The sequence below is a fragment of the Micromonospora sp. NBC_00330 genome, assembly GCF_036136635.1.
GTDB classification, from domain to species: Bacteria; Actinomycetota; Actinomycetes; order Mycobacteriales; family Micromonosporaceae; genus Micromonospora; species Micromonospora salmantinae.
The window spans coordinates 4,684,180-4,707,657 of record NZ_CP108012.1; the positions used below are offsets into that span (position 1 = coordinate 4,684,180).

General features: G+C 71.2%; 21 protein-coding genes and 1 tRNA gene. 12 read left to right on the plus strand and 10 right to left on the minus strand.

Annotation, left to right across the window (positions count from 1 at the left end):
• Positions 1–11: 11 nt before the first annotated feature.
• From OG598_RS21070 to OG598_RS21085, 4 genes are read right to left on the minus strand one after another with little or no spacing between them, the layout of a single operon-like run.
• Positions 12–770 carry an energy-coupling factor ABC transporter ATP-binding protein gene (locus OG598_RS21070; RefSeq protein WP_328650721.1) on the minus strand — a complete coding sequence of 253 codons (759 nt, stop codon included), beginning with the start codon at positions 768–770 and terminating at the stop codon, positions 12–14.
• A complete protein-coding gene (gene cbiQ / locus OG598_RS21075; RefSeq protein ID WP_328650722.1) occupies positions 767–1,537 on the minus strand; it encodes a cobalt ECF transporter T component CbiQ in 771 nt (256 codons plus the stop codon). Before cbiQ ends, OG598_RS21070 begins: the two co-directional genes overlap by 4 nt.
• A gap of 14 nt (positions 1,538–1,551) precedes the next feature.
• The gene (locus OG598_RS21080; protein ID WP_328650723.1) at positions 1,552–1,977 is read right to left on the minus strand and encodes a PDGLE domain-containing protein; all 426 of its coding nucleotides are present in this window, start codon (positions 1,975–1,977) and stop codon (positions 1,552–1,554) included.
• Positions 1,974–2,690 carry an energy-coupling factor ABC transporter permease gene (locus tag OG598_RS21085; RefSeq protein ID WP_328650724.1) on the minus strand — a complete coding sequence of 239 codons (717 nt, stop codon included), beginning with the start codon at positions 2,688–2,690 and terminating at the stop codon, positions 1,974–1,976. Before OG598_RS21085 ends, OG598_RS21080 begins: the two co-directional genes overlap by 4 nt.
• 289 nt (positions 2,691–2,979) lie before the next feature.
• Between OG598_RS21085 and bcp the strand changes: the two genes are divergently transcribed.
• From bcp to OG598_RS21105, 4 genes are all read left to right on the plus strand, one after another.
• Positions 2,980–3,456 (plus strand): thioredoxin-dependent thiol peroxidase, encoded by a 477-nt coding sequence (gene bcp / locus OG598_RS21090; protein ID WP_091393498.1) that lies wholly within the window; start codon positions 2,980–2,982, stop codon positions 3,454–3,456.
• A 30-nt stretch (positions 3,457–3,486) separates the two neighbouring features.
• A complete protein-coding gene (locus OG598_RS21095; RefSeq protein WP_328650725.1) occupies positions 3,487–4,083 on the plus strand; it encodes an HNH endonuclease signature motif containing protein in 597 nt (198 codons plus the stop codon).
• A tRNA-Leu gene (locus OG598_RS21100) sits at positions 4,074–4,147 on the plus strand. The genes OG598_RS21095 and OG598_RS21100 overlap by 10 nt, the downstream gene beginning before the upstream one ends.
• A 109-nt stretch (positions 4,148–4,256) precedes the next feature.
• A complete protein-coding gene (locus tag OG598_RS21105) occupies positions 4,257–4,784 on the plus strand; it encodes a GNAT family N-acetyltransferase (RefSeq protein ID WP_328650726.1) in 528 nt (175 codons plus the stop codon).
• A 4-nt stretch (positions 4,785–4,788) separates the two neighbouring features.
• Here OG598_RS21105 and OG598_RS21110 read toward each other — a convergent pair whose 3' ends face one another.
• From OG598_RS21110 to OG598_RS21120, 3 genes are all read right to left on the minus strand, one after another.
• Positions 4,789–5,778: an expansin EXLX1 family cellulose-binding protein gene (locus OG598_RS21110; protein WP_328650727.1), complete on the minus strand. Its 990-nt coding sequence runs from the start codon at positions 5,776–5,778 to the stop codon at positions 4,789–4,791.
• Between the two features lie 111 nt (positions 5,779–5,889).
• Positions 5,890–6,708, minus strand: coding sequence for an MOSC domain-containing protein (locus OG598_RS21115; RefSeq protein WP_328650728.1), 819 nt, complete (start codon positions 6,706–6,708; stop codon positions 5,890–5,892).
• A gap of 4 nt (positions 6,709–6,712) precedes the next feature.
• Positions 6,713–7,546: an O-methyltransferase gene (locus OG598_RS21120; protein ID WP_145786967.1), complete on the minus strand. Its 834-nt coding sequence runs from the start codon at positions 7,544–7,546 to the stop codon at positions 6,713–6,715.
• A 101-nt stretch (positions 7,547–7,647) separates the two neighbouring features.
• Here OG598_RS21120 and OG598_RS21125 point away from each other — a divergent pair, with 101 nt between their 5' ends.
• From OG598_RS21125 to OG598_RS21150, 6 genes are all read left to right on the plus strand, one after another.
• Positions 7,648–8,859 carry an LCP family protein gene (locus tag OG598_RS21125; protein WP_442931341.1) on the plus strand — a complete coding sequence of 404 codons (1,212 nt, stop codon included), beginning with the start codon at positions 7,648–7,650 and terminating at the stop codon, positions 8,857–8,859.
• A 104-nt stretch (positions 8,860–8,963) separates the two neighbouring features.
• Entirely contained in the window at positions 8,964–10,577 is a 1,614-nt protein-coding gene (locus tag OG598_RS21130; protein WP_328650729.1) for a sugar transferase, read from the plus strand.
• A 90-nt stretch (positions 10,578–10,667) separates the two neighbouring features.
• On the plus strand, positions 10,668–11,633 hold the full coding sequence (locus OG598_RS21135) for a glycosyltransferase family 2 protein (RefSeq protein WP_328650730.1): 966 nt from the start codon (positions 10,668–10,670) through the stop codon (positions 11,631–11,633).
• Positions 11,633–12,700 carry a glycosyltransferase gene (locus tag OG598_RS21140; RefSeq protein WP_328650731.1) on the plus strand — a complete coding sequence of 356 codons (1,068 nt, stop codon included), beginning with the start codon at positions 11,633–11,635 and terminating at the stop codon, positions 12,698–12,700. Before OG598_RS21135 ends, OG598_RS21140 begins: the two co-directional genes overlap by 1 nt.
• Before the next feature lie 26 nt (positions 12,701–12,726).
• On the plus strand, positions 12,727–14,058 hold the full coding sequence (locus OG598_RS21145; RefSeq protein WP_328650732.1) for a lipopolysaccharide biosynthesis protein: 1,332 nt from the start codon (positions 12,727–12,729) through the stop codon (positions 14,056–14,058).
• Position 14,059: 1 nt separating this feature from the next.
• Entirely contained in the window at positions 14,060–15,403 is a 1,344-nt protein-coding gene (locus OG598_RS21150) for an O-antigen ligase family protein (RefSeq protein ID WP_328650733.1), read from the plus strand.
• A 66-nt stretch (positions 15,404–15,469) separates the two neighbouring features.
• On the opposite strand, the gene OG598_RS21155 is transcribed toward OG598_RS21150, so the two are convergent.
• A complete protein-coding gene (locus tag OG598_RS21155; protein WP_328650734.1) occupies positions 15,470–17,647 on the minus strand; it encodes a sialate O-acetylesterase in 2,178 nt (725 codons plus the stop codon).
• Between the two features lie 141 nt (positions 17,648–17,788).
• Here OG598_RS21155 and OG598_RS21160 point away from each other — a divergent pair, with 141 nt between their 5' ends.
• Positions 17,789–18,817 (plus strand): acyltransferase family protein, encoded by a 1,029-nt coding sequence (locus OG598_RS21160; RefSeq protein ID WP_328650735.1) that lies wholly within the window; start codon positions 17,789–17,791, stop codon positions 18,815–18,817.
• Here OG598_RS21160 and OG598_RS21165 read toward each other — a convergent pair.
• On the minus strand, positions 18,814–20,733 hold the full coding sequence (locus OG598_RS21165; RefSeq protein ID WP_328650736.1) for a trypsin-like peptidase domain-containing protein: 1,920 nt from the start codon (positions 20,731–20,733) through the stop codon (positions 18,814–18,816). The genes OG598_RS21160 and OG598_RS21165 overlap by 4 nt on opposite strands.
• A gap of 141 nt (positions 20,734–20,874) precedes the next feature.
• The gene (locus OG598_RS21170) at positions 20,875–22,479 is read right to left on the minus strand and encodes a DUF6541 family protein (protein WP_328650737.1); all 1,605 of its coding nucleotides are present in this window, start codon (positions 22,477–22,479) and stop codon (positions 20,875–20,877) included.
• Between the two features lie 132 nt (positions 22,480–22,611).
• Here OG598_RS21170 and OG598_RS21175 point away from each other — a divergent pair, with 132 nt between their 5' ends.
• On the plus strand, positions 22,612–23,463 hold the full coding sequence (locus tag OG598_RS21175) for a MurR/RpiR family transcriptional regulator (RefSeq protein ID WP_112582219.1): 852 nt from the start codon (positions 22,612–22,614) through the stop codon (positions 23,461–23,463).
• Positions 23,464–23,478 lie beyond the last annotated feature (15 nt).

The following is a 23,478-nucleotide window of genomic DNA, read 5'->3' on the forward strand; positions in this document are numbered from 1 at the left end:
TGGGGGTGGGGCTAGGGCTGCGGGGTGAAGCCTCGGGGCAGTTCCAGGCGGTGTCTTGCCAGCAGGGGGGCGTCGTTGAGCAGTGTGGTGGTGGGGGCGTCGGCGACGATCCGGCCGTCGTCCAGGATCACCGAGCGCTCGCACAGCTCCGCCGCGTACGGCAGGTCGTGAGTGACCATCAGCAGGGTCACCGGCAGGCCGCGCAGGATCTCGGCCAGCTCCCGACGGGCCGCCGGGTCCAGGTTCGACGACGGCTCGTCGAGCACCAGGATCTCCGGGTGCATGGCGAGCACCGTGGCCACCGCCACCCGGCGGCGCTGCCCGAACGACAGGTGCTGCGGGGCCCGTTCCCGATGCTCACTCATCCCCACAGCGGCGAGCGCCTCGTCCACCCGGGCGGCCAACTCGGCCCCACGCAGACCCAGGTTCGCCGGCCCGAACGCCACGTCCTCCGCCACAGTGGGCAGGAACAACTGGTCGTCCGGGTCCTGGAAGACGATGCCCACCCGGCGACGTACCTCGGCCAGGGTGGCCCGATCCGGCGTGACAGTCAGCCCGCCGACGCTCACGCTGCCCTCGGTCGGGGTGAGGATGCCGTTGAGGTGCAGCACCAGCGTGGTCTTGCCGGCGCCGTTGGGCCCGAGCAGCGCCACCCGGTCGCCACGCGGCACGCTCAGGTCGACCCCCTGAAGGGCGACGTGCCCGTCCGGGTACGCGTAACGAACACCCCGAACGTCCAGCGAGACAGCGGTCTGCACGACACCGATCATGACAGCACGACGGCGGTGGCGGCGATGGAGGCCGCCAACACCGGCACTGTCGCGGCGACCAGCCACTGACCGGCGCTCGCCGCACCCTCGCCCTGCCACACGGCGGGCATCCGCCCGGTGTAGCCCCGGGACAGCATCGCCAGATAGACCCGCTCGCCACGCTCGAAGGCGCGCAGGAACAACGCCCCGATGCCGGCGGCGAAGCCGCGCAGCTGCCACAGGAAGCGCGGGTCGTCGCCCCGGGAGATCCGGGCCACCCGCATCCGCCGCGCCTCGCCGACCAGCACGTCGAGGTAGCGCAGCATGAACGTGGCGATCTGGGTGAGCACCTGCGGGCAGTGCAGCCGGTCCAGCCCCACGATCAGGTCCCGGGTCGTGGTGGTCGCGGCGAGCAGCAGCGAGGCGAGCACCCCCAGGGTGCCCTTGGCCAGGATGTTCCACGCGCCGTGCAGCCCGTCCTCGGACAGCCGCAGGCCCAGCACCTCGACCCGGTCGCCGCTGCCCAGGAACGGCAGGGCGACGGCGAACAGCACGAACGGCAGCTCGATCAACGCTCGGCCGAGCAACCACCGTGGGCCCACCCGGGCCAGCGCCGCCACCGCCGCCACCAGCACGGCGTACGCGCCGAAGGCCCAGAACGCCTCGCGTGGAGTGGCCACCACGGCGAGGGTGAAGACCACCATCGCCACGATCTTGACCTCGGGCGGGAGCCGGTGCACCGGCGAGTCCGACTCGCGGTACAGCACGTGCCCGTGACCGGCCCCCATTCGCGTACCCCTGCTCAGCTGGCCGCGTCGGCGCGGCGCCGGACGTCGCCGGACGTCGCCGGGTCGCCCTCGGTGGGCGTCGCCGCGTCAGCGTCGGTCGGCGTGCCACCTCGACGGCGCAGCAGCCAGAACCCGCCGGCCCCGATCGCGAAGGTGACCAGCACGCCGAGCACCCCGGAGAGGCCGGTGGAGACGAAGCTGTTCCGCACACCGCGTACGCCGTAGTCGGCGAGCGGGCTGTCGGCCAACTCGTGGTCACGGGCCTGCTGGGCCGGGCAGCTCCCAGCGACGATGTTGTCGTCGGCGTCGACGGTGCAGCCCTTGAGCAGGGACGAGTCCAGCCCATCCGGGTGGGAGGAGGCGTAGTTGCTCACCACGCCGGCGAGCAGCAGGGCGACCAGCAGGCCACCGGCCAGGAAGGCCCAGGAACGGTTCTTCATCGGACACCTCCGGCGACCGGGACGGCGGGGGCGGCGGGCGCGCGCAGGGAACGCAGCGCGTACACCAGGTCGGGGCGTACCTTCGCGACGGTGAGCACCGTGGTCGCGGTGATCAGGCCCTCGCCGATGCCGATCAGCAGGTGGACACCGGCCATCGTGCCGGCCAGGCCACCCAGGTTGTTGCCCAGGTCGGTGGTGCCACCCAGCCAGTACTCCAGGACGAAGCCCTGCGACGCCACCACCACGCTGATGGTCGCGGCGACGAACGCGGTCACGGCCAGACCGGCCCGCGTGCGGGGCAGCACCCGCAACAGCAGCGCGATCAGCGCGTACGCCGCGGCGGTGCCGAGCAACGCCATGTTCGTGATGTTGAGGCCGAGCATCGCCACGCCGCCGTCGCCGAAGATCAGTGCCTGTACGACAAGCACCACCGCCACGCAGAGCGCGCCGACCCACGGGCCGACCAGCATGGCGGCGAGCGCGCCACCGAGCAGGTGGCCACTGACACCGGCCGTGAAGATGGGGAAGTTGAGCATCTGGACGGCGAAGATGAACGCCGCCACCAGGCCGGCCATCGGGGCCAGCCGGTCGTCCAGGTCGCGCCGGCCGCGCAGAACGCAGGCGGTGAGCGCGGCAAGAGCGAGCGCAGCGAAGATCGCTGCCACGGGACCGTCGATGATCCCGTTCGAGATGTGCATCGCCAGTGTCTCCACGCGACCTCCCACGCGTCAGCGGGCCCGACCGGGCCGGCGTGGGTCAGCCTATTTCCCAAGCATCGTTGTTGCCAGACTCTGGCAACAACGCATGGGCTTGATCACTCCAGGTCAGGCCCCGCCGGCCCTTTTCTGGTGATCGAGGTGGCGTCCTTGATACCGGGTTGTCCGCGGCTCGGGGAGGCCCCGGTTTGCAGAACCACGAGTTGACTTTGACGCGCCGTACCCCCACACGCCGACCCGTCGCGCCGTCGGCGGCGCTCGCCGGCACGGCGGTAGGGTCGAGGCCATGACCTCGCCCGACCGCCTCTCCCCCGGTGACCCCGCGCCCGAGTTCACCCTCGCCACCGACACCGGCGACCAGCTCTCCCTCGCCGACCTGCGAGGTCGCAAGGTCGTCCTGTACGCCTACCCGGCCGCGATGACCCCCGGCTGCACCAAGCAGGCCTGCGACTTCCGCGACTCGCTCGCCTCGCTCCAGGCCGCCGGCTACGAAGTCGTCGGCATCTCCCCGGACAAGCCGGAGAAGCTGGCGAAGTTCCGCGAGCGCGACGCCATCACCTTCCCGCTGGTGTCGGACCCGGACAAGTCAGTGCTGACCGCCTACGGCGCGTACGGCGAGAAGCAGCTCTACGGCAAGACCGTCACCGGCGTGATCCGCTCGACGTTCGTGATCGACGCCGACGGCAAGGTCGAGCGGGCGCTCTACAACGTCAAGGCCACCGGGCACGTCGCCAAACTCCGCCGCGACCTCGGCCTGGACTGATCTGTCGTACCGGATCGCTACGGTCCGTCAGTGGTTCGATACAAGTACACGCCCGAAGCGCTGGCCGCCGCTGCCGCCGTCGCCCGCAACATCACCGAGGTGATGCGGTTGCTCGGCGTACGCGTCAGCGGTGGCTCACACGCGCACATCAGCCGACAGCTCAAGAAGTTCGGCATCGACACGTCGCACTTCACCGGTCAGGCACACAATCGAGGCGTGCGTTGGCGGCGCATGTCCCCCACGGAGTTGCTGGTAGTGCTGCCGGCCGGTTCCCGTCGAATCCCAGGGATCCGCCTCAAACGCGCCTTGGCGACAATCGGTCTTCCCGAGACGTGCGAGGTGTGCGGCATTGGGTCAACGTGGCAAGGTGCCAGATTGACGCTGCACGTGGACCACATCAATGGCGATTTTCTCGACAACCGGCCGCGTAACCTTCGTCTGCTCTGCCCCAATTGCCACAGCCAGACCTCTACATACGCTGGTCAGCGACGGCCTGCACTCGTGGAGCCCGAGGTGGTCTACGATCCTGATGCGGTTACTCCGACCGGCTTCCCGATAGGCAGGCGACTGCCGCGTCGGCTGGAGTGGCCGTGGACGCTGGTGGAGTACAGCTTCAAGGGGCCGTAGCCCAACGGCAGGAGGCATGCGGTTTAGGTCCGCACCAGTGCGGGTTCGAATCCCGTCGGCCCCACATCGCCATTGAGTCGCAACGGGTCCTGGCTCGGTCGGAGCCAGGATCGGTTGTCGGGCGCGTCACTGTCGCGGGTCGTGGGCCTGGTCGTTGGGTCAGGATGGCGAGCGTGAGTCTGCGTTTCGTCCTCGATCCTGACCTGACCCCGCAGCTGCGTGCCGAGATCGTCGACCTCTGGGTGGACGTCAGCAACGCCGGCGGCGCTGTCGGTTTCGTGCCACCGGTCACCGCCAGCGACGTGCACGTCACCGCCGATCCGACCTTCGCCGGCATCGCCGACGGACCGGATCGGCTGCTGGTCGGCTACTCCGGGGACCGGCTGGCGGCAATGCTGATCTTCAGTGACAACCGTTTTCCGCTCACGGCGCACTGGTGTGTGCTGAAGCGGGTGATGGTCCACCCGGACACCCAGGGTGCCGGCTACGGCTCGGCGCTGATGGTGGAGGCCGCCCGGCTGGGCAGGGCGTTGGGCCACGAGGCGCTGCACGTCACGGTGCGCGACGGGCTGGGGTTGGACAAGTTCTACGGCCGCCTCGGGTACCGGGAGATCGGCCGACTGCCGGGCGCGTTGCGGGTGGCCCCCGATGACGACCGGGACGAGATTCTGATGTGGCTCGACCTGACGGCGGCCGACTGAGCGGTCAGCCCTCGCACCACCGGGCGTTGGCCCGGGCCGAGCTGGTGGTCGGCGCGTCGGTGGCCGGAGCGCTCGTCCTCGCCACCTCGACCGAGCGACGGGTCGGCGTCGGCGTGACGGCGGGTCGACTGCTCGGCGGTCGGGGCGACGCGGACGGACGACGTGTGGCGGCCCCGGCACCGGGTCCGTACATCCGGACCGTGCTGTTCTGTACCTGGCCCGGCGCCATCCGGATGCCGCCGACGGTGACCCGGTTGCCGTACACGTCGGCGACCCGGACGGTGAACGGGCCCGGCCCGGCGCCGGAGGCGATCAGCCAGTAGTTGTAGTCCTGCCGGGCGGCCGACTGCCAGGGGTCGCTGTCGCGCTGTCGGACCTCGACGGACCGCAGCGGGTTGCCGTGGTTGCCGACGCGGACGGCGAACCACCACTGCGACGCGCCCTCCTTGATCCGGAAGGTGAGTGGTCCGGGCAGCGGCGGGTTGACCACCGCGCGGTAGGTGACCGGAACGAGGCCCTGGACGGGGTCGGCGATCCGGGCGAACGCCTCGCGGGACAGGTCGAGGTGGCCGGGCTCGCACTCCGGGCACTGGTCCATGATGAGCACCCGGACGGTGCCCTTGGGGCCGACGACGTCGAGGAATCCGCCGCAGGCGGCACCGGCGGAGTATTCCGTCGGACCGAGCGCGACGTAGAGCCGGTTGGCCGGGGCAGCCGGGTTCGAGCAGTTGCCGCCGGCGCCCTTGGAGTCGTAGAAGGTGGCCTTGCCGGTGTGCGTGGCGTTGCCGGTGGGCGGCGCGGCGGCCAGCGTCCGGGCGGCGGCGCAGGCCGGGGTGGAGCCGGAGTGCAGGGTGAGGGTGAGTCCGAGCGTCGCAGCGAGGACGGTGACGCCGGTGGCGACCAGCCAGGGCTTCGCGCCGGACGACGGCGCGGGCCGGTCCTCTGGAGGATGGTCCAGGTCGATGTTGATGTCGACAGCGCTTCCGTCCGTCACGACGGCGATGCTGCCGGACCGGGTCGGGTACCGACAAGCGGGCTAAGCCAAAGCTAAGACAGCATCGACGGACGGTGACCGTGGGGTGCCGATTGCTGATCGGCGGGCCGGTCAGGGCGCGACGACGACCGGGGCGTGCACCGCCAGGGGTCCGCTGTCGATCGGCACCAGGTTCAGTCCGAAGAGGAGTTTCTGCTTGACGTTGCGGTGCCGCCCGAGGGTGCGCAGCGGTTCCTTGGTGCGTACCCCGGTCTCCTGGTCGGTGGTGGTCACCACGCAGCGGTCGCACGGCCCGGCGGCCTGGAACATCCGGTCGCCGATGCGCAGCCGCCGGCCCACCCAGTCGTCCTCGGCCCAGGCCGGCGCACCGTCGACGACCAGGTTGGGTCGGAAGCGGGTCATCGGCACCGGTTCCTCCCCCGCCTCGGCCAGCCAGTCGTTGAGGGCGTTGAGGGAGGTGGTGTTCGCCAGCAGCACCGGGTAGGCGTCGGCGAAACTGACCTGGTCACCGGTGTCGTGTTCGCGGGTCCCGGCGGCCAGGTGGCGGGTCGGCCGGGCCAGCCAGACCAGTCGGACCGGTCGGCCGAGCAGGGCGCCGAGCCAGTCGTCGGCCGGTTGCCCGGCCGGCAGCGCGGGGACCGGGAAGGTGCGGCTGCGGAAGGTACGGACCGCTACCGGTTCGCCGCCGGCCGGCTCGGGCACGTCCAGGTCGGGTTGCCCGTCGGCGCGCAGCGACAGACCGCCGGGGCGCACGAAGGCGCGCAAATTGACCAGCCGGGTCGTGTCCCGCTGGGTGACGCCGACCCCGTCGGCGTCCACGACCATCCAGCGCCGGTCGCCGGCCAGGCCCCACTGGTGCACGAACGCGTCGTCGTGGTCGAGCCGGTGACAACCCTTGATGGGGTACGTGTGAATCGAGGTCAGCCGCACCCGGCTACCATGCCACGCCGATCCCGTCGCCCGGGTACCAGTGGTTGGCCGGGCTCTCCCGGTAGGCGAGGAACCGCCGGCCGGTGCGTTCGGCGTGCTCGGCGAGCACGTTGGTGCTGGTGACGTTGTCGGTGAGCAGGATCGCGCCGGGGGCGAGCTTGGGCTCCACGGCGTCGAACTCACGCTTCTCGTGGGCGCGGCTGTGGTCGCTGTCGTGCAGGAACAGGTCGACCGGGCGGTCCAGCGCGCCGATCGAGGCGATCGAGTCGCCGATCACCAGGTCGACGACCTCCGACCAGGGCGCGACCCGGGCGAGGTAGCCGGCTTCGGGGTTGATGTCCAGTGAGGTGACCCGGCCCGGGTGCCCCTCCTGCGCGTTGCGCAGCAGGGCGGACGCCAGGACGACGCTGCCGAGTCCCTTGTCGACACCGGTCTCGACGACGTGGGTGGGGCGGGTGGCACGGACGATGGCGTACCAGCCGATCCGCCGGGCGTAGCGGATCTCCTTGTCGGCGAGGCCGCGCCGGTCGGAGGCGGCGATCGCCGCCAGGAGGTGCTGCCGCAGGCCGTCGTCCGACTCGATCTCGCCGAGGTACGCCCGTACCTGCTTGACCGGGATGTCGCAGACCACGCTGACGAACCAGGCGAGGTGGTTGCGGCTCAACGAGGTGAGGTCGTACGTGTAGTTGTGGTGCTCGCGGGAGGTCAGCAGCCAGCGCGCCGAGCGGCGCAGCACCTTCGCGTCGTGCCGCGCGATAGTGCGAAGCCTCTTGGGAAAGGCGGCAATCGGGGCGAGTGGGGTACGCGCGACGGCCCGTCGGAGCTTGATTCGATCCACGGGTGCCGTTGTAGCAGGGTTCGGGCGGTGGCGGGAGGGTCCTCGCGAAAGCCGATGGCCACGTTGTTTCCGCTCTCCCGCCGGGGCAGCAGAATAGGGCCTTGAAAGCGCTCCCGGGCCGGCGTTACCGGCAGTCCGTCCGAACGCAGGGCCGGGTTCGCCGCACCGGTCGGCAGGCATGCGATACCCGAAAGGACGAGGGCGCACGGCAGGCGCGTGCAATCAGTAGCATCGCCGGCATGTCTGGTGCTCAGCGGTACACCGATGCCGACACCGAGTTCGTCGACCCACACGCAGTCGATCCGCACGAGGATGTCCCGGCCGGGGGCAAGCGGCGACGTCGTGGCCCTCGCTGGCGTCGCGTCCTCGTCATCTGTCTGGTAGTCGCAGCGATCCTGGGCGGCGGCAGCATGATCGGCGGCGCCCTCTATCTCCGCTCGGTCGAGAAGGACATCGACCGGGTGGACGCCTTCGCCGACGTTCCCGAGGAGGGGCGCCCGCAGGCGGTGGCCAACGGCGCGATGAACATCCTGATCCTGGGAAGCGATTCCCGCGACCCGGAGAGCACGGGCGGCTCGCGCACGGACACCATCATCGTCGCGCACATCCCCAAGGACCGGTCCAGCGCGCAACTCGTCTCGATCCCTCGGGACACCTGGGTGAACGTGCCGAAGGCCAAGAGCGGGGGGCACGGCGGCCGCGATGCGAAGATCAACGCAGCGTACGCCTGGGGTGGCATTCCGCTGATGGTGCAAACAGTCGAATCGTTCACCACGGTGCGAATCGACCACGTCATGATTGTCGACTTCGCCGGCTTCAAGGAAATCATCGACGCCCTGGACGGCGTCGACATCAACGCGGAGAAGTCGTTCACGTCGATCCACCCGCCGTTCCGCAAGTTCGAGCAGGGGGTGCAGCGGATGGACGGTGAGACGGCTCTGGACTACTCCCGCCAGCGCAAACAGTTCGCCGACGGCGACTTCGCCCGCATCCGTCACCAGCAGCAGGTCATCAAGGCCATCCTCGACAAGGCCGTGTCCGGCGGCATCGTCACCAATCCCGGGCGGCTCAACTCCTTCGTCAAGGCGACCTCGAGCGCCGTGGCGGTGGACGAGAAGATGTCGCTCGTCAGCATGGCGACAGACCTGCGGAACCTCCGCGGCCGTAACCTCACCTTCGTGACCAGCCCGACGAAGGGCACCGGCCGAGTGGGCAGCGAGAGCGTCGTCTTCGCGAACACCGAGAAGGCAAAGGCCTTCTACGATGCCGTGCGCCGGGACTCCGTCGACGAGATTCTCGCCGGCGCCAAGTAACACCCAGGCCGGTGGCTGTTGCCGGCCGCCGCCTTGTCTCGAGTTTCGGACCGGCAGGTCAGCCGGCCCTCACGGGGAGGTCCACAATGTCCAATCAGCCCGCTATGTGGCATCGTCCGGTACCGGCCGATGACCGCGGCGGCAACGCCACCGATGCCCAGGGCGACGGTGAGGGGGACGACGAGGGGAGCCGCGGCGGGAGTCGCCCTCCCGCCTACCAGTTCCCCGGCTACCAGCCTGCCGGCTACCAGACCCCGGCCTTCCCGTCGCCCGCCGACCGGCGCTCGGCCCCGCCCGCGCAGGCACCCGCGCCTGCGCCTGCGCCTGCCCCTGAAGAGCACCAGCCTCGCGCCGGCCTGGACACGACAGCCGTCCTGCCGTACGCCGGTTCGCGCGCCTCGACCCGGACCAGGTGGCTGCGGGCCTGGATGATGACCGCGCCGGTCGACGTCCTGGCACTGCTGACGCCGCTGCTCATCACTCAGCAGTACTGGCGCGGCACCCTGGCCATGACGGTCCTGACCGTGATCGTCTTCGCCAGCGGCGGCCTCTACCGCGCGCGACGGCACGTGAGCTTCCTCGACGAGGTGCCGAGCCTCTGCGGGCGTCTGCTGGCCGCGGCGTCCGCTGTCGCCATCGTCGCGGCGATGCGTCACGAATCCGCCGAGTACGTCTTCAGCTTCACCCGCGGTGTCGCCGCGTCGGCGGGGCTGGTCATCCTCGGGCGGGCCGTCACCCGCGAATTCGCCATCGTCGCCCGCAAGCGCCGGTGGGTCGAGCACAACACCATCATCGTCGGCAGTGGCCCCACCGCCGTGGAACTCGCCCGGCTCCTACGCCGCTACCCCCAGTACGGCCTGCGCTTCGTGGGTTGCGTCGACACCCCGGACGGCCCGTCGGCGCTGCCGCTGATCGGGTCCCTCGACGACCTCGACAGCCTCGTCCGGCTGCGCGAGTGCGACGTGGTGATCGTCGCGGACGCAAGCTGCTCCGAGACCTCACTCATGGAGATCCTGGCCCGGCCACGGACGGCCGAGTGCGACCTGTGGGCGGCCACCCCTCTCTGGGGGTCCCGTTCGCACGGCGACCACATCGGCGCGGTCCCGGTCGTCAGCATCGGCGACATCACCCTCTCCGGCCCGCAGTCCGCGCTCAAGCGGGCATCGGACATCGCGTTCGCCTCGGTGGCGCTGCTCCTGCTGAGCCCGGTGCTCCTCGTCTGCGCGGTGGCCACGCTCATCGACGGCGGTCCCGGCATCTTCTTCTACCAGGAACGCATCGGTCGGCACGGCCGACCTTTCAACATCATCAAGTTCCGGTCCATGCGCCCCGTCGACGAGCACGAGTCGCAGACCAACTGGTCCATCGCCAACGACCGGCGGGTGGGGCCGATCGGTCGGATCATGCGCAGGACCTCCCTCGACGAGCTCCCGCAGCTCTGGAACATCCTCCGCGGCGACATGAGCGTGGTCGGCCCCCGACCCGAGCGCCCCTACTTCGTCGAGAAGTTCTCGGCCGAATACCCCCAGTACGCGATGCGCCACCGCGTCCCGGTCGGGCTCACCGGCCTGGCGCAGGTCAGCGGGTTGCGCGGCGACACCCCGATCTCCGACCGGGCCCGCTTCGACAACTTCTACATCGAGAACTGGTCCCTCTGGCTCGACGTCAAGGTGGTGCTCCGTACGGTGACCGAGGTGTTCCGCGCCGGCGGCCGCTGATCCGCCCACGCACCGGCACACCGCCGGGTACGGCCACGGCCGTACCCGGCGGCGGTGTGCCGGTCGTACCCCCAACGCATGGAGAACGCAATGCCGAACGTATCCGTCGTGATCCCCACCACGGGCCGCCCCAGCGTCGCCGACGCGGTGCTCTCCGCCCGATCCCAGCAGGGCGCCTCCGTACACATCGTGGTCGTCTGTGACACCCCGGAGGTGCCGCAGACGGTGCGCGACCTGGGGCAGCACATCGACCGGGTGGTCTGCACCGGCGGCGGCCGACGCGGGTCGTACGCCCGCAACCTCGGCGTCACCCACGCCATCCCGGGCAGCCACGTCGCGTTCCTCGACGACGACGACACCTGGCTGCCGACCAAGTTGGCGGCACAGGTGCCCGCGCTCGAGCGGGTCGCGGCGGCCGGGTTCCGCCCCGTCGTGTCGTCTCGGATCCTGCAACGCAAGGACGGCGCCGAGCCGCTGCCGGCACCGGCACCGGCCGAGGTGATCCCCGACGGCATGCTGCCGGAGGACTACCTGTTCCGCCGCCGTCACCTCGGCATCGGCCGGCAGTCGCTGCCCACGTCGACGCTCCTGACCACGTACGAGTTGGCGACCGAGTGCCGCTGGGACGAGACGCTCCCCCGACACCAGGACTGGGACTGGCTGGTCCGGGTCGCCCGGCTGCCCCGGGTGAAGATCGTCCAGGTGGAGGAGGCGACGGCCGTCTACACGGTGGGCAGCCCCGGGTCGATCTCGGCCGGCGCCGACTGGCGTACCTCGTGGCACTGGGCCCAGCGCTGGGAGGGAGTGTGGGCGCCGGGAACCTTCTCGGACTTCATCGCGGCCCAGACCCTCCGCTACGCTCTCCAGGCCCGAGACCGGGAGGGCGTACGGGAGATGGTGCGGGCGATCCGCCGCAACTCGCCTCCGTCCGCCCGGAACGCGGTGCTGGCGGCGCTCGGGCTCGTACCCCGGTCGACCCTGGAACGGGTCGCCATGCGCAAGTCGAAGGCCCCCAGCAGCCCCACTCGACCGCTTGAGACCGAACGGCCACATTGATGCGTCTGCACTTCGTACTGCCGCAGCTCGAGCCGTACTACGGCATGGAGCGAGCCGCGGTCCTGGTGATGCGCGGGCTCGCACGTCACGGCGTGGAGGTGTCCGCGACCGTGCTGTCCCGGGGGGTTCCGCACGGGCTCGACGACCTCCGTGTCGACACCCTGGACCTCGGGTCTCGGCTCACCCGGCTGGTGGAAGCCGTACCCCCGCTGCGCCGCCGGCTGCGGAGCCTGCCCCCGGACGTGGAGGTCGTCGCCAGCGGATTGTGGGGCAGCGTGCCCGTCGGTGCGGCTCTGGCTGGCTCATCTCGCACCTTCATCGCCTGGGAGCACTCGCTGCTGCCCGAGCGGATGCGGGCCGACCGTCGGGTGCGGATGCTCGCCCGCGCGTCCGGGTTCGGTGCCCTCCGGCCACGGCTCGTCGTGGCCGTGTCCGACGGCGTGGCCCGGACGGTCCGCAATCTCCACTCCTCCTCGCGCGTCGTCACGATCCCCAACCCGGTGCCGACCGCGCCGTTCGTCCCGCCCCGGCCAATCGCCGACCCGGCGCGGATCCGGCTGGTCACCACAGGCGCACTCCGCCCCCTGAAGAACCACCTGTGCGCGATCGACGCGCTCGCGGAACTGCCCACCGCCTACCACCTGACGCTTGCCGGAGACGGCGAGGAGCGAACTCTGCTGGAGACCCGGGCACGCGAGCGCGGCCTGGCGGATCGGGTGACCTTCCTCGGCCGGATCCCCGACGTCCGCGGGCTGCTGGCCGACGCCGACCTGCTCGTTCACCCGTCACTGGCGGAGACCTTCGGATTCAGCCTCGTGGAGGCAGCCGAAGTGGGGCTGCCCGTCGCCGCGATGCCCGTGTCGGCCGTCGACGAGATGGTGCCGGACCTGGTGCCCGGCATGCTGACGACGGCACCGACGTCCACCGCCCTCGCCGAGGCGATCAGGCGCCTGACGGGTGTCGGCCGGCCCGGGCCCGTCGAGTTCGAGAAGGCCTGGCACGCCCGCTCGGTCGCCTTCGATCCGGCCGGGATCAGCCGACAGTGGGTGGAGGCGGTACGACGATGACCCTCGCCCAAGGAGCAGTCGACCTCGTGGGCGAGCCGGACCGCAGCGCATCACCGCGTCACCGGGCGCCTCGCCGGGGTGACGCCTTCCTGCGCAAGTCCGGCAGATTCTTCGTGGGAACCCTGCTGCGGACTCTCGCCCAGGGAGCACTCTTCGTGCTGCTGGCGCGGGAGATGCCCATTGACACGTACGGCCTCTTCGTCGGCATCACGGCCCTGGTGGCGGTCATCTCGCCCTTCGCGTCGGCCGGTGCACCGAGCCTGATCTTCCAGAGCCACGCCGACGCGCCTGCCGAGTGGGCCCGTCACCTGGCCCGAGGGCTGCTGCTGTCGGTGGTGTTCGGGGCTGGTGCGACTGTGCTGGTCGCTGCGGCGGGCGCGCTGATCTGGGGCGCCCAGGCGAGCCTGATCGACCTGTTCTGTCTGGCCTTCGCCGACCTGGTGGCCTGGCGCCTCATCGAGGCGGTGGCCGCCTCGGTCCAGGCCCGGGGCCGGATCCTGCTCGCCTCCGTCATCCCCGCGTTGCTACAGGTCTCCCGGTTGGTCGGGGTCATCGTGCTGGCCGCGGCGGCCGGGCCGGTCACCCTGCACGCCTGGGCCGTCACCTCGGTGCTGCTGTCGACTGTGGTGTGCGTGGCAGTGGTTCTGGGTGGCCTACGCGGGTCAGGTCGAACTCCGCTGGAAGTCCGGGGCTCGTTGGCGCAGGCGCGGACCGGCATGCTGTTCGCCGTCGGCCTGTCCGCCCAGACCGTGTACAACGACCTCGACAAGGTGATGCTCTCCAAGCTGGGGACCACGGAGAGCGCGGCCATCTACGCCGCCGCGTACCGCGTCGTCGACTTCGCGTACACGCCCGCCCGGTCGATGGCGGCTGTCGCGTACCCGAATTTCTTCGAGGCCGGGCGTAACGGCCCTCGGGCCGCACTGCGGCTCACTCGCAAGCTGCTTCCGCGCTACCTGGCGTTCAGTGTGCCGGCGACCCTCCTTCTCGTCGCGTTCGCCTGGATGATGCCGGTGGTCTTCGGTCCCGAGTACGAGGCCGCCACCCTTGCCCTGCAGGGCCTGAGCGCGCTGCTGGTGCTGAAGGCGATCCACTACCTCGCCGCCGATACCCTGTCCGGTGCCCGGATGCAGGGACGCCGGACGGTGGCCCAGATTGCCGTCGGAGTGGTGAACGCCGGCCTGAACGTCTGGCTGATCCCGGCGTACGGGTGGCAGGGTGCTGTGGTGTCGAGTCTGGTGTGCGACGCTCTGCTCGCCGTCCTGCTGTGGGGGTGCCTCGTCGCTGCCCTGCGACGCGATCCGCCCCGCGACGCCGAAGCTAAGGCGGCATCGGCAGCTGACCGAGAAAGGGTCTGACGTGACCACCATCTTCGGTGTCCTACTGACCGTCGGTGGCATCGCGGTAGCCCTGTGGTTGGTCCGGATCCGGCGGAACGTCGCCGCTGCCTTCGGCGACCGTGCGAGCGCGGCCGCTCTGGTCGGATTCGCCGTGCTCACCAACGCGGCGCCCGCGCTCGTCGGCAGCCACAGCTCGGTGCTCATCGGCGTGCTGCTTGTCGCTCTACTGGCCTGGCTGGTGTTCTCCGGCCGAGCGGTGCTGCGCGGACCTTCCGACGTGTGGCTGCGGATCTCGATCGCGATGGCCGGGGCGCTGCTGGTCTGGTCCGCCGGTGTCGACGCCCTCACCGGGAGCGGGTTCTACGGTTCGCGGCTACCGGCGTACGGGGCGGCCGCGCTCCTGCTGCTCGCCATCTGGTTGATGGCTGCCCGCACCGTGGTGAGCGTCCGGGCGATGGCCTACACCGGGCTGGCGGTCCTGGCGCTGCTGACCATCCCGACCGCCGTGTACGAGCAGTCGTGGCGGATCTGTACCGGCGGGAAGCTGGAAAAGTGCTCGATGGCCGGGGCACTGTTCAAGAGCTTCTACAACTCCGAGAACTACGTGGCGATGCTCGCCTCCTTCACGCTGGTTGCCGCGTTCTGCGCGATGCGCCGCCTCGAGCTGGTGGTGACGACGGCGTTCTGCCTGCTGGTGATCGTCGCCACCGGCTCCCGCACCAGCTACCTGGCCGTCGGGGCGGTCTGCGCCTGGGTGCTGGCCGCACTGCTCGTACAGCGTCTGCGACCGAGCCTGCGGATCCCCTTCGCGATCTGCGTCGCGCTCGTCATCGGCGCACTGACAGCTGCCACGTACCTGACCTGGAGCGCGTCGAAGACCACGCTGAGCAACCGGGGCAACATCTGGGTCGCCGCCCGCGATTACCTCAGCGGTCGGGAGGCCGTCGGCGTCGGCGTCTCGAAGTGGTTCCACCTTCAGGACATCGGAGCGGCACCCACCCACTTCTTCCACTCCGGGTACGTCCTGGTCGTCTTCTCCGGCGGGCTGGTCGCACTGACCCTGTTCGGCCTCTGGATGGCCACCCTGATGCACCGGAGCGTCGAGGACGGGCAGGCGTTCACCGCCAAGGCGCCGCTCGTGCTTCTCATCGTCTACTCGTTCACCGAGGTCGTCTGGAACCCACTGTCGGTGGACGGGCTGACCTGGATCGTCGTGCTGCTGACCCTCACCGCGTCGGTGTCCGCGCCGCCCGCGCGCACTCCGGCACCGGGGCCGGTGGACCTGGTGGACCGACCGGCGCCCCTGGCCGGGCTCCGGCGACTCATCGGCCGGCAGGACAGCCGGGCAGCCGCCTTCAACTGAATCCGCGAAGCGCAAACCAGGCACTGCGGCCCCGGCGCCCGACCGGGCGGTTGCTGGGCCGGACCACTACCCGCCGGCTATCGGAAGCCCCTGGAAGGCCAGCAGACCGGCCCCGGTGGCGTTCACACACCAGGGCCCGGCATCGCCCCGGTAACTCAGCCGGGTTGCGCCGTCGGCCGGACCGGACAGGCTCAGCACGAGCCGCCCTCCCTCGCGGTATTCGACGCCGGTGACGGTGGCGGTGCTGCCGTCGATGGTGAAGTCGGTGCCCGCGCCGACCTGCACGGTCAGCGGGTCCGGGTTGCGGAGCAGGACGATCACCTCGGTACGCCGGGCATCGGTGAAGGCCGCCGACCGGGGGTTCGGGGCCGCCACGCCCTCGCCGGGGCCGCGGTGGATGTCCCGGGCCACCACGGCGAACGCCTGGTCGCCCAACTCGCGGTAGCCCCGTTCCCAGGCGAAGTGGCAACCCTCCCGGCCCGACAGGGCCGTTGTCGACAGCACGGTCACCTTCAGGGTGTCGGCCATCCGTCGCTGGGCCTCCCGCAGCGGGCCGCCGGCGGTGTTTCCGCACGGTGAGCTGCCGACCTGGACGACGTAGTACCGGGTGCCACCGTCGACCCGGAAGCCCACCTCCCGACGCCAGTCGGTCAACAGCGCGGTGAACCCGGCGACGTGCCCGGCGGCGTCGTTGTTGTCGGCCTCGCCCTGGTACCAGAACACCGCCCGGACCTCGCCGATGACGTTGGCGGCGGTGAGTCTCTGCCGCAGGCGGCCGTAGTTGGTGCGCAGGTCGCCGGGACTGCGGTCGTTGCGTTGGAAGAACGACACGACCTTGCTGCTTTCCGCGCCGTTGATCACAGCTACCGGCACCTGGTAGGTGTCCATGAGTCGGTGGGCCGCGCGAATCCCCCACTGGCCGACCGAGCCGGGCTGCCGGACCGTACCCGAGACGGCGTAGTTCCAGGTACGGTCCGCGCCGGAGAGGACCCGGTCACCGGTCGTCGAGCCGAAACTGCGGACGTACGGGGACTCCTCGCCGATCGACGAGCCCAGGTGACTGGCCGCCACCGCGTTGGACTGGCCCTGGATGACGTACACGTCGCCGGACACCACGCCCTCCCACAGGGCGGCCCGCCGGGCGACGCCATCGCCGAGCACGTGCAACTCGAATCGGTACTCCCGAAGCGCTGCGCTGATCCGCTGCCGGAACGCGAACTCACCGCCGGCCCCGACGGGCACCGTCTCGTCCCAGCCGTCAGCCCCGCTGACGACCTTGAGGCGTACGGCGCGGACCCGCGGGTCGGTCGCCTTGCCGGCCACCGGCACGACAGCGCCGCCGGCCGCGTCCCGGGGGTACAACTGCCGATCCCGAGGGTGCTGGCTGACGGTGAGCACCGACGCGCGGGCGTAGACGGTCAGGCGACGTTGGGTGTACGTGCCGGCGTTACCGGCGGCCGTCCAGTCGGGCTGACCGGCGGGGGCGGTCCCGATGCCCACCGACAGCGGCTGGTCGTCCGAGGTGAAGCCGTTGACAGCGAGAACCGTCTGCGGGGCCGCCGGCGCCGGGCGGGTGGCCGCGACCGCGTGCACCTGGAAGGAGCCGTACCCGATCGGGGAGTACACGTCGTCGTCGGCGTCGTACCGGTCGGTCGCGGCACCGGGGATCTGGCCGGAGCTGGCTGGCCCGTACTTGTTCGGCCACATCTCCAGATAGCCGGTGAGACCGGTGCCGGTGGCCAGGCCCGGCGCGTTGGTGGCGACCTCCAGATCGGCGATCCGCTGCCGGACGATCTGACCGGCCCGGGTCGGCAGGCCGAGGCGCCGAGCATCGGCGGTGAACGGCGACATGGCGGTCCACACCCACTGCGTACCGGTCGGACCGGTCAACTCCAGGCAGTAGCCGATCCGGTCGAACCCGCCGGCAACGGCGCCGGCCCGGTCGAACGAGAGGGCCATGGGCCGCTTGGGGTCGTTCCGCTCGGGCAGGTCGAGGGCGCTGACGGGGGTGAAGCCGGCCATACCGTGCGCGTTCGCGGCGCAGGCGGTGCCGTCTATGGGCGCGGTGGGGGGCGGGGTGTCCGCGTCGGCTGCCGACCAGGCCGCGTCCGGCGCACCGGACTTCGACGGCGACCAGCCGAACACGGGGACGGCCGCCAGGAGCAGGACGACCACCCCGAAGCCGATCCAGGCCGGTCGGGGCACCGACTGGAGGCGGGCCCACGGAGGGTGGGGACGAGACACCCGGGAACCTCCACAGTGTGGGCAGCGTGTCGTGCCCAGATTAGGCGATGCGTCGTACCCGTCGACGCCGGCACGACCTCCGGCCGAACCGGTGCCGATCCGGGGCGTAGGTCGGTCCCGCTGTCTGAAATGATGCCCGCCATGGCCGCAACGAGCACGACACCGGTGGCGGGTAACCGCTCCGCCGGTGTCGACCTCCTCCGGATCGTCGGAATCGCCGCGGTGGTCGTGGGCCACGTCTGGAGCGACACGGTGACCCGGGCGTCCATCTACACCTGGCATGTTCCCGTGTTCTTCGTCCTGACCGGCTACTTCTGGTCGCCCGGTCGACCGCTCGGTGGGGAGCTGCGCAAGCGGTGGACGAGCCTGGGCGTGCCCTACGTGGTGTGGTTCCTCATCCTGGTCGCGGCACTGCTCGCCGCGGACGCCGCGACGGGCCAGGTCGCGCCGGGGACTTTCGGTGACGCGCTCTACGGCGGCACGGCCGCCGTACGACCGTTCTCTGCCTTCTGGTTCGTCTCGGTGCTCTTCATCGCGGCGGTCGCGTTCCGGTGGTTGGAGCGGTTCCCCGCCGCTGTCGCCTGGGCGGTCGCTGTGGTCGGCCTGGTCACCGCGTACCTCGCGCCCGGCGTCGTCACGGCCGGCCCACTCGGGCTCTTCCTGGTCCCGGCGTGCCTGGTCTTCGTGCTCGCCGGGCGGCTGCTGCGCCGGATGCGGCCACGCCTCCCGGCTCGTGCCGGTGCGGCGTCACTCTCGATCGGCGTGGGGTTCGTGCTCCTCGGCCTCAACCGGGACCTGGACCTCAAGGCCGGCGACTTCGGCTCCCCGGTGCTGGGGGTGCTGACCGCGATCCTGATCAGCGTCGGCCTCATCCGGCTCGCCGAGGAGCTCGACCTGCGCATCGGCGTACGGGCGTCGCGGGTGATCGGTCGACTGGCCGGCTGCGGCATCGCCGTCGTGCTCAGTCACGCGGGCATTCTGTGGGTCCTTCAAACGCCGAGGGCCGGCCGGGTGGTCGACCTGGTCGCCGCTCTCGTGGTCCCGTGGGTGTTCGCCTGGATCGTCATCAGCACGCCGCTGGGCCCGTGGTTGACCGGCACCCGGATCGGCGGTCCCGCGCGAGCCGCCAGCACGGCGGTGCCCCGGCCGGGCGCCGCGCAGACGCACTAGAAACGGCTGTTGCGCCGCCGCGCCAGGAGCATCGTCACCGCCACCACGATGGCGACGGCGAGCGCGCCTCCGGCCGCGGCGATCACCGGCACGGCCCAGCTCGACCCGCCTGAATCGTCGCCGGACCCGCGGCTGTCGACGGCCGCCTGTCGATACGACTGGGCCAGCAGGTTGGTCGGGGAGTTCCGCGCGGCCTCGTCGAACCGGGCGATGGCTGTCGACTCGTCACCGGCGAAGTACGCGTCGAGGCCGCTGCGGTACTGGTTGTCGGCCTTGCCGAGCGCGTTGGTGACGCCGCCGGCCTGAAGGAGGGCGGTCATGGTGGAGACCGGCACGACGAGGCGGTTCGCCTTGTCGGGCCGCAGCACGTCGTTGTCGAGCATCCCGACGACCCGGCCGCTCGGGTCGATGGCGATCCCGCCCCGCGAATAGAGCCCGAGATCCTCGTTGATCCGGTACGGGTTCAGTGGTGTCGAGGTGTCGACCCCGGTCACGGTCACCGACTTGGACAGCACCGTGTAGGTGGCGGCGCGGAAACTGGTGTCGGTGGTGCCGTAGCCGAGGACGAGCAGGGACGTCTCCGTGCTGATGCTGGCCGACGTGTTCAGCTCCGCCGTGGGCAGGTTCTTCTGCTCCAGCTTGACCAGGGCGACGTTCCCCGCCTCGATCGGGAGGGCCCGGACGACGGTGCCGGGAATCGCCGGGCTGTCCGTCACCTCGCCCTTGGCGATGTTGAGCTGCCCGTAGAGCCGGGACTCCGGCTGATCGGCGGCATTCGCGCCGGTGAGGATCGAGGTGTTCAGCCGGCTGCGGGTGTAGGTGCTGGTGTCCTTGGCTTGCAGGGTGCCCTCGGCGACGAGCCGATTGGCCACGGCGTTCAGGGCGCTACCGACCAGGACGTCCGGGGTGGGCTGCACGCATTGGCTGTTGGTGAGGACGTGCCCTTCGTGTTGGACGACAACACCGCTACAGCGTCGGCTGAAGGTCACCGGCGCCTTGTTCAGCAGGGCGCCATCGGCCTTGTTGCGGACGTACCCGGTGAACATGACCTCCACGAAGACCATGGACGGCCCGGCCACGGCCAGTGCCCGCTCCTCGGGGCTGCGCAGGGCGGCCTGCGCCCAGGGCTTGAGGCCGGGGGCGAGCGGGGTCGCGGCCGGAAAGCCGCTGGAGGTGGCGGTCGGCGGGGTCTCCGGCTCGCCGGGCTCATCCGAGCCGAGGGCGTAAATGCCCGCGCCGCCACCGACCACGGCCACCAGGGCCAGCGCGGCCACACCGGCCCAGAGGCCGGTACGCCGCTTGGGCGGCGCCGAGGGCTTGATCCGTCGTACGGGGGCGGCGTACGGGTCGAAGGGGGGCACGTCGGCCGGTGGGCCCGACACGGTGGCCGGCGTCGGGGCGATGTCGTGGCCGGCCGGCCCGGCGGGCGAGGCGGGTGCGCTCGACGCCGGCGCGGCCGAGACGGGATGAGCTGGCGGCTGGTTCGGGATCGCGGCCGACTGCACCGCCCAGGGGGCATGCGGCATGTCGACGACCGGCTGCGGCGCGCCCGACACGGGTTGCGGCACGCCGGAGACGGGTTGCGGCACGCCGGAGACGGGTTGCGGCACGCCGGACACCGGCTGGGGAGGGGCGGAGACGGGTCGGGGTGCGGCGGGCACCGGTTGGTACTCCACGCCGAGCGCGCGGAACAGCTTCTCCGGGGCGGGGCCGGCCTCGGCGGCGTACGCCACCCAGGGCGCGGCTGCCGAGAAGTCGGCGTACGTGATCGGGGGTCCGTCGGGCGATTGGGCGAGCGCGTTCGCGACCTCGGCGAACGCCTCCCGCCAACCGGGGGCGGCGGCAACCGTCGCGTCCAGGACGGCCACGCTCACGAACCGGCCCTGCTCGTCGATGGCGGCCCAGGCCTTGCCCACTGGTGAACCGCCCAGCAAGTGGGTGAACCTGTAGGGGCCTTCCGGCTGCATGCCAACTCCTCCGCTCGACCGCCAGGCGCATGGTACCGACCGGTGCCACAGTCAGTCGCCCGGCGGTCACCCGTCAGCTCGTTACCGCCGTCACCTCTTGCTGATCACGACCACTGGCTCCGGTCCGGACGTGACGCGTTGCACGCGATAGTCGGCGAGCGCCGCCTGCCACACCGGCTCACTCGGGTGGGTGTACGCGCGGACCAGCCAGACCCGGGTGCCGGGCGGCTGTTTCGCGGCCCGGGCCAGAATCTCGTCGAGGGCGTCCTTGATGGACGGCGCGTCGGCGGCTTTCGGGAGGATCACGTCGGCGCGGGTGGGCATGGTGACTGTCCAACCGACGGTGCCGGTGACCGGCGCGACCAGCGTCAGCGGGTCCTGGTCGGAGTAGAGCGTGAACCCGAACCAGGCTGGCCCGCTGACCACGACGAGGTCGTGTGGCCCCTTGTGCGCCGCGACGTACCGGGTCGACGATCCGATGTCGGTGATGGCCTGGTGTGCCCGCCAGACCCCGGGTTCGTCGCCGTCCAGGCGGTACCAGCGGTGGTTGACGGCGGCGAAGCTGGCGAGCAGGACGGCGCAGGTCACGGCGGCCACCATGCCCTGTGGTGTCCGGGGTAGCCCGCGGCGGACCAGGACGACGGTCAGGTCGGCCAGACCGACGATGCCGATGCCGACCACCAGGCCCGCCACCACGATCAGGAAGTGGGACGTGCGCGGGTCGAGCAGGGGGTAGATCCCCGCGACGCCCAGCCCGATGGCCGCCACCGGCAGCAGGAGGACGGCGATTGCCGGGGCGGCGTGTCCGCGTCGGAACAGCGTGACGACGCCGAGCACGAGGAGGACGGCGAGGATCGGCACGGGTGCGCCGAGCATCGGCGACAGTGCCTTGATCTGCCGCACGAGGTGCGCGGGCAGTTCGGAGACGCTCGGCAGGAAGGTGTCCCAGTAGTCCCGCATGGCATCGTTGTTGCCCCGGGCGGACACTCCGAAGTAGACGGCGGCGACGAGCGCGCCGGCGACCAGGCCGGCGACGGTCGCCTCGACCGTCCTCGCCCACTCCCGGCGCACGGCGACGGAGAGCAGCAGCCCGCCGAGGACGCAGACCGCGACGATGGCGGTGGTGTGACTCAGCAGCATGCCCAGGCCCACCGCGGCCACCATCACCGCGAGTCGCCGCCGAGACCAGGAGCGTTCCGTCCAGGTGGCCAGGGCGAGCAGGCAGACCGCCACGGCGGCGTCCGCCGTGTACTGCTTCAGGTCGTGGCGGGTCTGCTGGACCGGCAGGAGCAGGACGGTGAGCCCGGCGACGACGCCGACGAGGATGCCCCGAGCGCGCTCGGACGCCAACGAGCGGCCCAGGAGGTAGGCCGCGACAACGGTCAGCAGTTGGAAACCCAGGGGTACGACCCGGAGGTGGTCGATGTCCGGGACCAGCCGGAGCAGGAAACTCCAACCGATCGGGCTCGACGAGGTCGTCACCGGCAGGTCGGCGAGGGGGAAGCGGACCGAGAGCGCGACCCACGCCTCGTCACCCCAGTACTGGGCTGTCAGCCATGACCGGATGTCGTTGACGACGAGGAAGGCCCCGATCAGAGCGATGATCGGCGCCGCCTCACCGACCGTCGCCCGGACGCGGCGGGCGGGCGCCGGCGGGGTGGCGCGGACGGGCGGGGCGTCCTCGACTACGACCACGACGCTCCTTACTCGCTGGCGCGATCCTGCTCGCGCTGGACGCCCGCATGTTACGAGTCGCGACGGCTGAACGGGGGGCAGGGGTGACCCGAGGTGGTTGTCTATGAAAGTTTCTATGCATAGAGTCAGCTCATGAATGAAGGAGCTGTCGCGGCACCCGCTGACCGGGTGCTCGACCTGTTCCAAGGGGTGCGACTCACCCCCACCCAGCGCCGAATCGCGCACTGTCTGGTGCAGCATGCCCCCGGCGTGGCGTACCTGTCCGCCGCCGAGGTCGCCGAGCTGGCCGGCGTGAGTCAGCCGTCGGTCACCCGGTTCGCCGTCGCGCTCGGCCACGACGGCTACCCGGCGCTGCGCCGCCGGCTGCGGGACCTCACCGGCTCGACTCCGGGCGGGTCGACGGACGCCGGCAACGAACTCCAGCAGGCGGTACGCGCGGAGATGGGCAACCTGGACCGACTGGCCGGTCAGCTCGCCGACCGGGACCGGATCGCCGAGACCGGGCGCCTGCTCGCCGAGAGTCGCCCACTGCCGGTGCTCGGCCTGCGCGCCGCCGCGCCGCTGGCCGCGTACTTCGCCTACTTCGCGGCGAAGGTGCACCCGGACGTACGGGTCCTCGACGACGGCGGCAGCCTGCTCACCGACCGCCTGGAGCAGGCGGCCGAGGCCGGGGCGTCCGCCGTCCTGGCCTTCGTGCTGCCCCGCTACCCCCGGGAAACCCTTGACGCGCTGCGCGACGCCCGCCACGCCGGGTTGACAGTGGTGGCGATCACCGACTCCCCGGTCAGCCCGGCCACCGAGCACGCCGACGTGGTGCTCGCCGCAGCGGTCGGCGCGCAGCTCGTCTTCGACCTGCACACCGCCCCGATGACCCTGGCCATGGTGCTGTTGCAGGCGATCTGCGACGCCACGCCGGCCGACACCCAGCGCCGACTGGAGGCGTTCGAAGCCTCCGCGGCCCGCCGACAGTTGTTCCTCGGTTGACCGGAGGAGAACCAG